Origin of the sequence: Pontiella sp. (genome assembly GCF_041622395.1) — a bacterium.
Classification (GTDB): domain Bacteria; phylum Verrucomicrobiota; class Kiritimatiellia; order Kiritimatiellales; family Pontiellaceae; genus Pontiella.
The window spans coordinates 1-13,275 of record NZ_JBFJYW010000078.1; the positions used below are offsets into that span (position 1 = coordinate 1).

General features: G+C 59.2%; 13 protein-coding genes. 10 read left to right on the top strand and 3 right to left on the bottom strand.

All coding sequences use genetic code 11. The features are described 5' to 3' along the window. Both ABYO54_RS06325 and ABYO54_RS06330 read right to left on the bottom strand, forming a co-directional pair. The coding region (locus ABYO54_RS06325; protein ID WP_372807400.1) for a PAS domain-containing protein at nt 1–2,166 on the bottom strand (2,166 nt) is incomplete at its 3' end. 60 nt (nt 2,167–2,226) lie between these two features. Continuing rightward, entirely contained in the window at nt 2,227–3,195 is a 969-nt protein-coding gene (locus ABYO54_RS06330) for a type I phosphomannose isomerase catalytic subunit (RefSeq protein WP_372807401.1), read from the bottom strand. 107 nt (nt 3,196–3,302) lie between these two features. On the opposite strand from ABYO54_RS06330, the gene ABYO54_RS06335 reads away from it, so the two are divergent. Genes ABYO54_RS06335 through queD form a run of 5 tightly spaced genes read left to right on the top strand, consistent with a single transcriptional unit; the run spans nt 3,303 to nt 6,143 of the window. Next, nucleotides 3,303–3,638, top strand: a complete 336-nt coding sequence (locus ABYO54_RS06335) for a DUF721 domain-containing protein (protein ID WP_372807402.1) — start codon at nt 3,303–3,305, stop codon at nt 3,636–3,638. A gap of 42 nt (nt 3,639–3,680) precedes the next feature. After that, nucleotides 3,681–4,316: an HAD family hydrolase gene (locus ABYO54_RS06340; RefSeq protein ID WP_372807403.1), complete on the top strand. Its 636-nt coding sequence runs from the start codon at nt 3,681–3,683 to the stop codon at nt 4,314–4,316. Nucleotides 4,317–4,319: 3 nt separating this feature from the next. After that, nucleotides 4,320–5,069, top strand: a complete 750-nt coding sequence (locus ABYO54_RS06345) for a 7-carboxy-7-deazaguanine synthase QueE (protein WP_372807404.1) — start codon at nt 4,320–4,322, stop codon at nt 5,067–5,069. Further along, on the top strand, nt 5,069–5,746 hold the full coding sequence (gene queC, locus ABYO54_RS06350; protein ID WP_372807405.1) for a 7-cyano-7-deazaguanine synthase QueC: 678 nt from the start codon (nt 5,069–5,071) through the stop codon (nt 5,744–5,746). Before ABYO54_RS06345 ends, queC begins: the two co-directional genes overlap by 1 nt. Nucleotides 5,747–5,777: 31 nt before the next feature. Next, complete coding sequence (queD, locus tag ABYO54_RS06355) at nt 5,778–6,143, top strand: 6-carboxytetrahydropterin synthase QueD (protein WP_372807406.1); 366 nt, start codon at nt 5,778–5,780, stop codon at nt 6,141–6,143. Between the two features lie 90 nt (nt 6,144–6,233). On the opposite strand, the gene queF is transcribed toward queD, so the two are convergent. After that, nucleotides 6,234–6,650, bottom strand: coding sequence for a preQ(1) synthase (queF, locus tag ABYO54_RS06360; protein WP_372807407.1), 417 nt, complete (start codon nt 6,648–6,650; stop codon nt 6,234–6,236). Between the two features lie 233 nt (nt 6,651–6,883). Between queF and ABYO54_RS06365 the strand changes: the two genes are divergently transcribed. From ABYO54_RS06365 to ABYO54_RS06385, 5 genes are all read left to right on the top strand, one after another. Next, nucleotides 6,884–7,672, top strand: coding sequence for a rhomboid family intramembrane serine protease (locus tag ABYO54_RS06365; RefSeq protein WP_372807408.1), 789 nt, complete (start codon nt 6,884–6,886; stop codon nt 7,670–7,672). 90 nt (nt 7,673–7,762) lie between these two features. Then, nucleotides 7,763–8,371, top strand: a complete 609-nt coding sequence (locus ABYO54_RS06370) for an RNA polymerase sigma factor (protein WP_372807409.1) — start codon at nt 7,763–7,765, stop codon at nt 8,369–8,371. Next, complete coding sequence (locus tag ABYO54_RS06375; protein WP_372807410.1) at nt 8,368–10,383, top strand: protein kinase domain-containing protein; 2,016 nt, start codon at nt 8,368–8,370, stop codon at nt 10,381–10,383. Before ABYO54_RS06370 ends, ABYO54_RS06375 begins: the two co-directional genes overlap by 4 nt. Before the next feature lie 195 nt (nt 10,384–10,578). Next, complete coding sequence (locus ABYO54_RS06380; RefSeq protein WP_372807411.1) at nt 10,579–11,406, top strand: PEP-CTERM sorting domain-containing protein; 828 nt, start codon at nt 10,579–10,581, stop codon at nt 11,404–11,406. Nucleotides 11,407–11,945: 539 nt separating this feature from the next. Next, nucleotides 11,946–13,275, top strand: a 1,330-nt coding sequence (locus tag ABYO54_RS06385; RefSeq protein ID WP_372807412.1) for a M60 family peptidase N-terminal accessory domain-containing protein, incomplete at its 3' end; no start/stop codon positions are given.

A 13,275-nucleotide genomic window follows, 5' to 3' on the forward strand; every position in this document is an offset into this window, starting at 1 on the left:
CGTGCCGTTGCCGTTGTCGAGGGCGGCGGGGTCGAATCCCTTGCCTTGGTCGGATACCACCAGGTGCACCTTGTTCCCGTATTGCGAGATGCCGACCTCGGCGTGGCTGACCCCCGAGTGCTTGGCGATGTTGACCAGCAACTCCTTGACGCACCGGAACACGAGCGCCGCCGTTTCCCGGTCCAGTTCGATGCGCATGCCCGCCGTTTCCAATTCGACGGCCAGGCCGAAGAAATTCATCAAATCGCGGGCCATGTGCTCGAGTCCGGCGGCGATGTCGGTCTCGTAGAGCGAAGTCGGGCAGATTTCCCAGGTGAGGGTCTTGGTGGTTTGCATGATTTGAAGCAGCAATTCTTCGGTCTGCTTCGCCAGGTCGGCGAACCGCGCGGCGTCGGAGGTCTCCCGGAGCACGGTAAACTTCATGTTCAGCGCCGCGAGCATTTGACCGATGTTGTCGTGCAAGGCATAGGCCAGCTGGCTGCGCTCGCGGTCTTCGGCCTCCAGCAGGTCCTGGGCGAGGCCCTTCAGGCGGGACTGGTATTGGGCATCGCGTTTCTTCAGCGCCTCTTGTTCCGAGACGTCGACCGACATGCCTTGAAGATAGAGGGCCTCGCCGTGTTCATCCCTGATGATCCGGTACCAGTTCTTATAGGGGTGGATCTCGCCGTTGGCCCAGCGGGCCTCGATTTGGATGGAGTAGGTCTCCTCGTTGTTCGCCATCGCCAAGGCCAGCCGTTCCCGGAGCTTGGCCAGCGACTCGGGCGGAACCAGGCTTGTGAATTCGACCTTCCCGGACATGATCTCCTGGGCCGAATAGCCCATCATCGCGACGTTTTCGGAAATGAATTCCGGCGCGGGGCCCTCGCAGAGGTTCAACTTAAAGACGACGATCGGCCCGGAATTCACAATCGACTCGAAGTCGCGCAGTTTGGCCAGGGTGGATTCCAGTTCCCGTTGGTGAACCGCATCGCGTTCCTCGGCGGCCTTGCGCTCCGTGACGTCGATCAGGATGCTTTGCAGATGCGTGACCGACTCCGAATCGTCTTTGATGAAGTTTGCCCAGCTCCGGTACCAATGGGTCTGGCCATCTTTCCAGCTCATCCGGAATTCGTAGCTGAGGCCGGGCTCGCCGGCGTCGAGCGCCGACTGAATGGCGGTTGCGACCCGCTCCAGGTCTTCTTCGGGGATGAACTGCTTCCATTCAACGGCCCCGCTCGTGAGTTGTTCGGCGGAAAACCCGGTTACGCCGATATTGTTGGAGATGTATTCAATCGGGAATCCATCCGCAATCAGGGTGCGCACGACAATGGCGGGGCTGCTGTTGACGCTTTGGCCAAAATCGTGTTGCGAGGCCAGCGACTCCGCGAGCGCGGCGATGGTGGCGACATACTTGCCTTGCATCGTTTCGAGTTGCCGGGCCACGTCGTTGATTTCCCGGTATCCGCTCACCGCAATGCGCGGTTCATTGTTGCCCGTGCAGTGGGCGGCGGTGATTTTCGATAGCTGATTGAGCGGCCTCGTTATCCAGCGGGAAAACGCCAGTGTCAGCAGGATCAGGGGAATCAGCAGGACGGTCGTGATGATCAGCGCCTTCTTTGCCGGCCCGCGGGCCAAGGCTGCCTTTGGGCTTGTGGCGGCAACCAGCAGATACTTTTCCCCGTGGGCGTTGCGGCGCGGCACCAGTACCGCTCGGGCATTGCCCCGGGGGCCGTCGAATTCCCGATGCAGCGTTTCCATGGTTTCGAAGGCCTGCGCGTGGATTTCCGGATGGGGGTGGGGCTCGAGGAACCGGGCGCGCGGTTCGTTGCCGGCAACCGTGTCGATCGAGGTGGCGCTGGTGAAAACCGGTGTTCCGTCGAGCAGCATCAGGCTGTACAGGTCTTCGAGCCCCAGCGCCCGGCACAGTTCGTCGTTTCTCGATGCGATCTCCCGGTAGGCCGCAGGGGAAACGGAGGCGGGGTGCGCGATATCGTCGTGGTAGCGGCGCGGGAGGACCGATTCCATGACCGCGGCCGCTCCCGATAGCCGGTTGTCGAGCGCCCGCCGTTCGTTCTTTAGGGCGATGTTGGAATCAACGAACGCCGCGATGAGCAACAGCGGCAACACCACTGCGAATATCGGCGTCAGTGCGGCGTTTCTTATTTTCCAGTCCATGAACAGGTTCAAGGCAATCCTCCAATGGGCAAATGCTAGCGATCGATTGAGCGGATTGGAATGAAAAACACCCTATGGAATCGTCGTGCGCAGGACGGTTGCGCGGCCTTCGAGCGTGTAGGCGGGCAGGGCGGCGGGCACCAGCACCGAAGTGCCGGCCGGGGCCGTCAGGCGCTCGTCGCCCCACGAAACGGTTGCTTCGCCTTCCGCAACAAACAGCGCATGGAAGGTTTCCCCCTCCATGAATATTTCCAGCGGCGCGTTGAAGGTGAGTTTTTCCAGTCTGAAATATTCGCACGCCAGCACTTCCCAGCATTGGAAGGTGTCGGTATCCACCAGCGGTTTTGCCGCGACCAGCGGGTTTGCGTGGTTGTTCCAGTCGATGACGTTCATCGCCTGGTCGACATGCAGTTCGCGCGGTTTGCCGTCGTTGCCCATGCGGTCCCAGTCGTAGATGCGGTACGTGGTGTTGGAGTTTTGCTGGATCTCGAGGATGAGGCAGTCTTCGCCGATCGCATGCACGCATCCGCCGGGCACGAAGATCGCGCAATCCTTTTCCACCGCAACGGCGCGCATCGTTTCGGCGCTGGAGCCGTCGGCGACCGCCTGCAGAAAGGACTCCCGGGTGACGCCTTCGTTCAGCCCGCAGTAGATTTGCGTGGGCGCTTCGCCGAGCATATACCACATTTCGGTCTTCGCTTCGCCGCCGAACTTCGCGGCCGTGGCATCGTTCGGATGCACCTGTACGCTGAGCTTGTCCTTGGCGTCGATCAGTTTGATCAATAGCGGGAACTTGGTGCCTTCCACCCTGGAGCCCATGATGCCCTGCGGGTCGGCCTGCAGCACCTCGCGGATGGTTTTTCCCGCGAGCGGACCATTGGCCACCACGCTCATGCCGGCGTCATGGTCGGAGATCTCCCACGATTCCGCATAAATGCCATCGGGCTCATCGCGGTGGTAGATCTTCGGGATACGGCATCCGCCCCAAGGATAGTCCTTGTAGACGGGGTTGAACGTCAGCGGATACAAAGCATTTTTCATGGCGCGTATTAAAGGGATGAATTGAATTTGATTCAATCCCTGAATATGGCTCAATTCCCCGCATGGAACAGCCCCGCAACAGCCGGATAAACAGGGATCGATGGGATATGGACCGGGTGCGGTACCATCTCGATAAGCCCATGGCCCCCAAGCGCGATGTCAAAAGCATGGCCGACATCCTCAAGGATGTCGTCGAAGGCTTCGAGGTGCCCGTGCAGGAAAACATCTTGGTGCTGCGCAAAGCCTGGCCGAAACTGGTCGGGGCCCAGATCGCCCAGCACAGCGAGCCCGGCTTCATCGCGGATTTCCAGCTATGCGTCTTCGTCGACCATCCCGGCTGGATGCCCGAGCTTGAACGCATCAAGCGCATGGTGCTGCAAAAGCTGCAATCCAGCTATCCCGAACTTCGCATTCGCAGGCTCCGCTTCTCGCTGCAGCACTGAACCGGCCGGGCCAATCGCTGAACCCCAAATCACGGAACAACCATGGAACCACAATTAATCATTTTCGATCTCGACGGAACCCTCATCGATTCGCGCGCCGATTTGACGGCAGGGGTGAACCATATGCGGGCGCACTACGGACTCGAACCGCTGTCGCTCGAAACCGTCAGCGGCTACATCGGCAACGGCACGCGTGAGCTGGTGGAGCGCGCGTTGCAGGGCGCGGCCGTCGATGTCGACGAGGCGATGGCGATCAACAAGGCGTATTACGGCGACCATCTGGTGGTGGATACCTATCTCTACGACGGCGTGGCCGAAGGGATTCCGGAATTGGTGAAGGCCGGGCACAAAGTGGCGTTGCTGACCAACAAGCCGGGCGATCCCAGCCGCGAAATCCTCCGGCTTTTCGGGCTGCGCGACTATTTTTGCGCGGTGGTCGGCGGGGGCGACGTGCCGAACCTGAAGCCGGAGCCGGATGGAATCTTCGCCTGTGCGGAGGCCGCCGGCATGGCCTTGGCGGACGCCTGGATGGTGGGCGACAACTATACCGACCTGGCCGTTGCCGAGAATGCCGGGGTGAAGAATGCCTATGCGCGCTATGGTTTCGGCGACCCGCTCGACCATAAGGCGGACGTATATTTTGCTTCGTTTTCGGAGTTGGTCGGGTACTTTCTCTAAACCATGAAAACCTACCTCTCCGAAATATTCAGCTCGATCCAGGGCGAGGGCCCGTACGTCGGCGAGCGCCATCTGTTTGTCCGTTTCAGCGGCTGCCACCGCGATTGCGTCTATTGCGACACCAACAACGACCGGACCGAAACCGTGTTGGTGGAAAAGGAGCCCGGTTCCGGCAATTTCGAGCAGGTGCCGAACCCGCTGACCCCCGCGCAGCTGATGGAGCTGGTCCGGGCGGTCGATGGCCGCGGAACCAATCGGCGGGTTTCCATCACGGGCGGCGCCCCCTTGGCGCAGGTCCATTTCCTCCGCGAATGGCTGCCGCTTTTGGTGGGCGATGGCCACAGCGTCTATCTCGAATCCGCCGGCGACCTGCCGTTGCAGTTGAAGTCGATCATCGAATGGATCGATGTCGTCTCGATGGATGTGAAGCTTTCGAGCGTGACCCACGAAAAAAACACCTTTCCGGCGCATTGGCAGTTTTTGAAAACCTGCCGTGATTTCGACGTGGACGTATTCGTGAAGCTGGTGCTCTCGGCCGAAACGCACGAGGGCGAGCTGATGGAGGCCGCCAAGGGCATCCGCAAGGCGGGGGGCGAGGATACGCTGGTCGTTATCCAGCCCATGACCAAGGCGGAACGAACCGACGCCGTCCCTTCGGGAGCGCAATTGCTACGCTGGCAGGACAAGGTTTCCAGCGTGTTGCCGAACGTGCGCGTGATCCCGCAAACGCATAAAATGATGGAGATGCTCTAATGAAGAAAGCCGTGGTTCTATTAAGCGGCGGGCTCGATTCCGCAACGGTGATGGCAATGGCGCTTGCGGAGGGGTTCGAGGTGTATGCGGTTTCGTTCCGCTATGGACAGCGCCACGCCGTTGAGCTCGACTGCGCGATCGAACAGGCCAAGGCCGGCGCCAAACAGCATAAGATCGTCGAGATCGATCTCGGCTCGTTCGGCGGCTCGGCACTGACCGCCGACATCGACGTTCCCAAGCACGACAACGTCGACGAATTGACCGACGATATTCCCGTCACCTATGTACCCGCCCGCAACACGGTCTTCCTCTCCTATGCGCTCGCCTGGGCCGAGGTGCTCGAAGCGTTCGATATCTTTATCGGGGTCAACGCACTCGACTACAGCGGCTATCCCGATTGCCGCCCCGAGTTCATCGCCGCCTACGAGAAGATGGCCAATCTCGCCACCGTCGCCGGCGTGCAGGGCCGCAAGCTGACCATCCATGCGCCGCTGATCAGCCTGACCAAGGCGGAAATCATTCAGCGCGGGCTTGCTTTGGGGGTCGATTACGCTAAAACCACGAGTTGCTACGATCCCGCCCCCGACGGGCGCGCCTGCGGACGCTGCGATTCGTGTTTGTTGAGATTGAAGGGGTTCAGCGAGATTGGCCAAAGCGACCCGCGGGGATATGCCTAGCGGTACCCACTACGAATCAAGGATTACGACCATGCCGAAAATGAAGATTTACAAGGAATTCAAGTTCGACTCCGCGCACTGGCTGCCGAACGTTCCGCCGACGCACAAGTGCGCCAATATGCATGGCCACACCTACTATATCGAAGTCCACGTCGAGGACGAACTGGATCCCCAACTCGGCTGGGTGCTCGACTTCAACGTCCTGCGCCGCGTCGTCGATCCGCTGGTCGACCAACTCGATCACAAGGTGCTCAACGAGATCGAGGGATTGGAAAACCCGACCGCCGAATTCATCGCGCTCTGGTTCTGGGACAAGATTAAACCCGCGATTCCCCAGCTGGTGCAGGTGGTCGTGAAGGAAAACCCCACCAATGTCTGCGTCTACTCGGGGGGATGATTTTTTTCACGGAAGACCGCAACGCTCGCGAAGCTCCGGAAGCCCGATGCTCGGTATCCCGTTGCGTACGTTGCGCCCTTCTGTTGGAAACTACGCTTCCGCTGAGTCGATCTTGACCGAAGAGGTGATGCCGCCGCGCGCGGTGAAGTCGCCGTTGACCACCAGTCGTTTCGGCTGCAATTGCTCTTCGAGGTCCGAATAGATCCGGTTGACGATTTCCTCGTAGAAGGTTCCGGTCTGGCGGAACGAGAAGAGGTAGAGCTTCAGCGACTTGCTTTCCACGCAGAGTTTGCCGGGAATGTATTCGATCGTGATGGTCGCAAAATCGGGTTGGCCCGTGATGGGGCAGAGCGAGGTGAATTCCGAGGTTTGGAAGCTGATCCAATAGTTTCGGCTCTGGTTGGCATTCTCGAAGGTTTCGAGCTTGGCCTCGTCCGGCGAGGTCGGATAGCGCGTTTCACCCTTTTTAAGCAGGGTCAGTCCAGTCAGTTTGGTTTCATCGGTCATGGTCTTTTCCGTTTCGTTTTTTTTATGGCGCGCCATCATATCCCGCCGGTGCAAATGGGCAAGCGCGAACACGCGGGGATCATCCGCTTGCGGCACGCAACGGCTCACGATCGTGAGCCGTTGCGTTCCCGGGTGAACGAATCGGACGCGGGGGTGTCGGTAATATACACGCTTTGCAAGATTGACCGGAATCGACGGTTTCGGTCTACTCGGCGGGATTTCGAAAGGGAAAGATGATCAACAACGAACCTAGAAACATTGGCAGCATGATGGGAATCAGCCCATCGGTGAAATTTCTTCTGATCCTGAACGTGGCGGTGTTTTTGATCGAGGCGCTGCTGCGGGTTCCGCTGTCGGGGTGGTTTGCGCTTCCGGCGTTGTGGTGGCAAAGCCTGTCGTTCGGGCAATTGTTCACCTACATGTTCGTGCATGGCGGATATATGCACCTGTTCGTCAACATGCTTGGGCTCTTCTTCATTGGCCCGACGGTCGAGCGCACGATTGGTTCCTATCGCTTCTTCGTGCTCTACTACGTCAGCGGCATTCTCGGCGGGCTCGGTTGGTCGCTGCTGGCGCAGGACGGAACCTATTGCGTTGGGGCGTCCGGAGCGGTGATGGGTATTCTGGGGGCGTTCGGCGCCCTCTATCCGCAGGCGAAGTTGCTGCTCTGGTTCGTGATCCCCTGCCGGGCCTGGATGCTGGTGCTCGGCTTGGCGATCTGGGAACTGCACGAAACCATCACCACGCCGCTCATCGGCGGCATTGCCAACGCCGCCCATCTGATCGGGGGGATCGCCGGATTCTCCTATGCCCTGTCGCTGAAGCACCCGCATTTGCTGGCCGGACTCAAAGCCTCGCTGCGGGGCAAAGCCAAGCCGAAGCCCTCATCGGCTCCCCGTCCGGATCGCCTCACGAAGGAGCAGGTGGACGCCATTCTCGACAAGATCGGCAAAGAGGGCATGGGCGCATTGACGTTGCGGGAACGCGAATTGCTCAAGCGCGCCACCCGCGGCCAAGGATAGACGGGGCGTTGCGAGAGGCATCGTTTTAGCCCGACAGCCTTCGGGAATTACCGCGACAAGCGACAGGCCGTTTGCTAGCGTGCATGGCCTATGAGTGAAGAGTGGCAAACCAGAAAAACGCTGTTGATGCGGGCGAAAAACCAGGACGACCATGTGGCCTGGGAGGAGTTTGTCGCGTACTACCGCGACTTCATCGACATGGTGCTGCATCAAATGAACCTGAATTTCGTCGATATCGACGATCTGGCCCAGGAGATTCTGATCAAGATCTGGAAGAGCCTGCCCAGCCACATCTACGACAAGGACCGGGCGCGTTTCCGCACGTGGCTAAGCCGCCTGATCCGCAACCAGGTGCTCGACCACATCCGTGGCTCGCAGCGGCGAACCCGGAAGCATGCCTCGGCCGCCGAGGACGAAACGGTCGATAGCATCCCGTCGATTACCGAGCCCGAGGTGGAAAAAATCATCCAGCAGGAGTGGGAGGTCTACATCGTCGAGCTGGCGCTGAAGAATATTTCTACCCTGTTTTCCGAACGCGCCATCGAGGCCTTCTCGATGAGCATCGACGGCGGCAGCACGGCGCAGATTGCGGAGCACCTCGGGGTGAAGCCCAATTCGGTCATCAAATTGAGAAACCGGGTGAAGGAGCGCCTCGTCATTGAAATCCAGCATCTGCGCAACGAGTTGGAGTCGGTGTGAGCGACGACCGGTCCACGGCCAATAAGTTTGGCGACATGGCGCGGCGGCTCTCGTCGCTCTACCGCGAAGAGATGGCCTCGGAGGGCGTTCAAGGGGCCATCTATACGGACCTGCGCCGCCCGGGCGACCGCTATGCCGATCCGGAGGTGCTGGCGCGCGGCGGCATGAAGAAGGTCAGCCGGGTGCTCGACACCAAGACGGGGCGGCAAGTTGCCATGGCCGAACTGCGCGTCAATGCCCCGGTGGAACTCTACGAGCCCTTCCTGCGCGAAGCGCGGCTGACGGCCTTGCTGGAGCATCCCAACATTATTTCGGTTCATGATATCGGGGTTTCGGCGGATGGGCGGCCGTTCTTCACCATGGATCTGAAGCGTGGCGATTCGCTGGCCGTCATCCTGAAGAAGGGCAAGATGGAGCGGGGCCAATTGCTCGAAATCTTCATCAAGCTGTGCGATGCCATCGCCTATGCCCACTCCCAGAAGGTGCTGCATCTGGATCTGAAGCCCGAAAACATCCAGATCGGGCGGTTTGGCGATGTGTTTATCTGCGACTGGGGCTTGGGCAAGGTGGCCGGTTCGGATGAGTGCGAAGGCACGGAGTTCGACGAGATCCTCTTTAATCCCGATCTGCTGAACAACATGACCTTGTCGGGGGAATTGAAGGGGACGCCGGGCTACATGGCCCCCGAGCAGTTCGAGAAAGGCGGGGTTAAAACCTATCAGACGGATGTGTATGCCCTGGGTTGCCTGCTCTATTCCATTCTCACCCAGCACCCGCCGTTCTGGGGCAGTCCCGACGAAATCCGCGAGTTGACGTTGGCCGGCAAGATTGTCCCGCCCGCCATCGCCTTCCCGAAAAAATCGATTCCAAAAGGGCTGGACGCGGTCACCATGAAGGCGCTTGCGCTGAAGCCGGCCAATCGCTACGCATCGGTGGCCGCATTGCGCGACGACGTCCACAACTTTCTTTCCGGCTATTCGACGTCGGCGGAAAACGCGGGCTTCGTCAAGGAGTCGGTTCTTTTCTGCCGGCGCAATCGTGCGGCCTGCGTGGTCGGGCTTTTCGCGGTGGTTGTCATCGTGGCGAGTGCCGGCTGGTTTATTGGCGAGCAACAGAAAAGCATCAATGAAATCCGGCGGGCCCGCGACCTCGCCGAAGAGCGCCGGCGCGAGGCCGAGGTGGCTTCGGGCCGCTACCGCGACGAGCTTACGCGGAATATGCGGCTGATGGGCAGCTTGTCGGGCAACCTGAAGATGGAATCCTACGAGCTTTCGCGCTCGCTCATCTACTCGGATCCCGTGAAAGCGCTTGAGTTGGCGATTCAGCGGCTCCGGTTCCTGAAGTCGAAGGACAACTCGGCCGATGTGTCGTCGCAGATCGGGTATTGCCATTTCATCATGCAGGCATTCGATGCCGCCAACGAGCAATTCAATCCCGCCAACGCATCGCATCGGGATCTATACGATATCAGCCGGAAATACGAGCCGCTGAAGACCGGCGAGCTGTTGACCATCGATCAACTCTCGCAACTGATGATTGACTTGCGGCCGTTGAAATCCAACCGCAAGCCGTTGATGGAAAAAATGCTGGTCTACGACAATGCGGTGCGCACGGACAAAGCCGGCTACGAAAAGGTGGTTGAAGCCGTCCTCTTCGGGTGGAACTGGCGCTGGACGCAAGGGCGGTTCGAATACGATTCCCGCAAGGCCTCGCTGCTGCTGCGGGGCAACCAGCTCAAGGAATGGGCGATTATCTCGGAAGACACCTCCGGCGAAAGCCCGTTGCGTTTTCTCGACATCAAGTCGCTGGATGCGCGGGATACGGGCTTGTACGACCTCAACCACATCAAAACGCTTCCGATTCTGTCGTTGGACATCCGCGGTACCAAGGTCGCCGATCTGCAGCCGATCAACCACTTTTCCTCGTTGCGGACCCTGATCGTTGCCCGTGACCAGTTTTCGTCCGAGCAGCTCGCCTTGTTGCCAAAGAATCTCAATCTTGTGATCCCGTGACCTCCGCTTTCTCGCGTTAATCGGGGTTGTCGACTGGGGCGGGCTTGAAGAAGAAAGTTGTCATTTCGATTTTTTTTGTTATTTTCGTCACTCCTAAGTGGTTGATGGAGTTCAGGGTAATGAGCAGCAGTCTCGGTGCGACCGAATGGTTGTTGCGTCGAGGGTGAAAAAACAAAAACAGGCAAAGGAGAAAAAATGGAGCATAAAAAAATAGTGATATTAACACTGCTACTGGCCGGATCTTCGGCCTGGGCCGACGTGGTCTTCAAGGCCGATTTTGAGTCGGGAACGAGCGCGAATATCGGCACGATCACGTACAATGCGGGATACAACGTGCAGCTGGGTGTGACCGGCGGGCCGGATGCAACCTTGGGTAACGGAGTGCTTTACGCCGATCCGACTGATGGTGGTGCTGCGGCCACGGACATTACGCTGACGCCTACCGGCGCGGTCTCGCTGACGGGTGGCCAATCCGCCAAAGTCTCGTTGGATTTTGCGATTCGGCGCACCAATGGAGCCACGAAAAGCCACTATGTGACGGGCTACGATTCCAGCGATAACATTATCTTCCAATTCGTTTTGGGGGAGCTTGATGAATTCGGGAATGGCGCCAGCGATCGCCAGCGGCCGGGATATGCCGACAGCACCGGCGCCTACTCGTTTGCCGGCCAGATTGACTCGGGCGTGGTTCCCGGGAGCTATTGGTTCGGCAATGACGGCACTTCTGCGGATTTCGACACCTCCAAAGACGCACATTTCGACATCAGCGTCACCTCCACGGGCTGGTCGGTTTATAACTTGAAGGCGGATGGATCCACTTTCGGGCAGACCACCACGCTGGCTACCTACGATGGCGGAACCTATTCCGAACTCGCCTATGTCTCGGTGACCGGCGAGTCGTCTTCTGCCGGGGGATATTTCGACAATTTGACGATTGAGGCGATTCCGGAACCGGCTACGCTGGGGCTGGTGATTGCCATGGGCGGAGGAATCCTTTGGATCCGCCGCATGTTCATGGTCTAAAACGCCTGGTTCAAATCCATTGAAAGCCGCCCACCTTTGGGCGGTTTTTTTTGCGTCCAGCCGGTTTGGGGACGTGCCGGGACGTTTTCCGGGTTTGGAAAGATGGGCGGACGGTTGCGATGAACGATCCCTCGCCGGGGCTGTCTATGGGAGGTGTATTGCGCTTTTTGCTTCCGCGCCTCTTTTTCTTCATCCGGTGTCACTTCTTTGCGGTTGTTGGAGTTTAAGAGTTGTTCCGGGAAGGCCGAGCCGGCGAACGACCGTGGTCTCGATGGCCGCAACTACCCGATCGGGTAGGTTGGCAGCCTGTGGTTCGAGTGGTAACTTAGATCGATTATATGTATTGAATCGCGCAATGGGATCGTGGTCTGAAGGATGGGACGGCGGTGCTGCTGGCGAACGGCGATTTTGCCCAATTAAATGAGGAGGCGGATGGGGGCGAAGAGCCTAATCCGCAAGCAGGAACGAGCGATGAACGCCTAAAGCGTTCCGGTTGAACACAACCAGACGATGCCCAAAAAGAAGGAAGTGAACCCATTATGAATCCATTGTCCCTTTTCAAATATTCCCCGATCGGTGCAGCGCTGGTTGTTGCCTTGGTTTCCGCCGTGGGGGCCCAGGCCGATCAATCGGCCTTGCTGGCCGCCTACGCCACGCTTGAAGACCACATCAACGGGGTCTCCACGCTGACGGCGAGTGAAATCAATGCCCAGGCGACGATCATCAACAGCAATGCGGGCAACGCGGGCGACAATACCTCCATGATCAATGCCTCGTTCAGCCTGATCGAGACCTATGAATCGGTCCAGGGTGCTCTCTTCGTCAACGGCACCACCTCCGGCGGTTTCACCCGCTCGGACACATCGACGGCCAACAAGGCGCTCGCCCTCGCCATGCTCAAGGTCTACCAGGCGATCATCGACGATGCCTACAATACCTGGAATTTGAACAACAACCGCAGCGCGCTCGTCGGCGCCAAATTCGAATCGGCCGACTATTTTCCCGGAGCGGTCGACTCGCCGGCGGATCCGGATGCGGTCTATTCGGTGCAGATCAACGCCTCGCAGCCCGAGGCGTGGGGCTATGAGGTGATGTTCCAGTATGAAGCGGCACGCCGTCCGACCGGGGCCTACTTGGCGCCGGGCGACATCGCCACCGTAACCGTCCCCGAGGCGCTGGTGGGCCAGGGCTTCGCGATCCGCGTCGGTGCCCACGTGGCCGACCTTTCCAGCAAAAGCACGGTCAAGCGGATCGACCGCGTTTCGCTGAGCTATTCGATCAACTCCACCACCACCGAGATTGCCAGCCCGTTGGGCGGCGGCATCTACATCGAAGTCCCGTATGGGGTCGATGCAGGCCTGGTGACGGTCGAAATCCAGAATGCCGTGCGCGCACCGTTCTATTCCAACTCCTCCGCCCGCCAGACGACGCTGGCGGAGTGGCAAAACACCGAACGCAGCCATCCGGGCCCGTGGGCGGACTTCGAGACCGACAAGTTCATGCTCACCTTGCCCACCGATTGGATCTATGCCTTCGCCGATCCGGTCTCGCTGATGGACAATTGGGATCTGGCGATGGATGCCTGTTCCGATATGCAGGGGTTGCCGCGCGTGCGGCCCAAAACCGTGCTCTACTGCATTATCGACGTGCTGATGGACGGCAGTGCCTTTTCGCCCGGCTATCCGCAGTCGAACGACTCCTGGAGCCCGACTTCATCGGCGGGCGGCAACAAGGACCACGATTATCTCAACGGCCCGAAGTTTGCGCAGCACGAGATTCTGCACGAGTTCGGCCACGCCTCCTATGTCACCAAGTTTTCCGGCGAAATGGAAGCAACGGTCAATCTCTTCTATGTCCCGGTGCACAACC

What these genes read in the sequence shown, in the direction of transcription:
- queF (WP_372807407.1), bottom strand. Translation starts at nt 6,650, where the DNA reads ATGACCGATGAAACCAAACTGACTGGACTGACCCTGCTTAAAAAGGGT.
- queC (WP_372807405.1), top strand. Translation starts at nt 5,069, where the DNA reads ATGAAGAAAGCCGTGGTTCTATTAAGCGGCGGGCTCGATTCCGCAACG.
- ABYO54_RS06345 (WP_372807404.1), top strand. Translation starts at nt 4,320, where the DNA reads ATGAAAACCTACCTCTCCGAAATATTCAGCTCGATCCAGGGCGAGGGC.
- queD (WP_372807406.1), top strand. Translation starts at nt 5,778, where the DNA reads ATGCCGAAAATGAAGATTTACAAGGAATTCAAGTTCGACTCCGCGCAC.
- ABYO54_RS06365 (WP_372807408.1), top strand. Translation starts at nt 6,884, where the DNA reads ATGATCAACAACGAACCTAGAAACATTGGCAGCATGATGGGAATCAGC.
- ABYO54_RS06330 (WP_372807401.1), bottom strand. Translation starts at nt 3,195, where the DNA reads ATGAAAAATGCTTTGTATCCGCTGACGTTCAACCCCGTCTACAAGGAC.
- ABYO54_RS06340 (WP_372807403.1), top strand. Translation starts at nt 3,681, where the DNA reads ATGGAACCACAATTAATCATTTTCGATCTCGACGGAACCCTCATCGAT.
- ABYO54_RS06335 (WP_372807402.1), top strand. Translation starts at nt 3,303, where the DNA reads ATGGACCGGGTGCGGTACCATCTCGATAAGCCCATGGCCCCCAAGCGC.
- ABYO54_RS06380 (WP_372807411.1), top strand. Translation starts at nt 10,579, where the DNA reads ATGGAGCATAAAAAAATAGTGATATTAACACTGCTACTGGCCGGATCT.
- ABYO54_RS06370 (WP_372807409.1), top strand. Translation starts at nt 7,763, where the DNA reads ATGAGTGAAGAGTGGCAAACCAGAAAAACGCTGTTGATGCGGGCGAAA.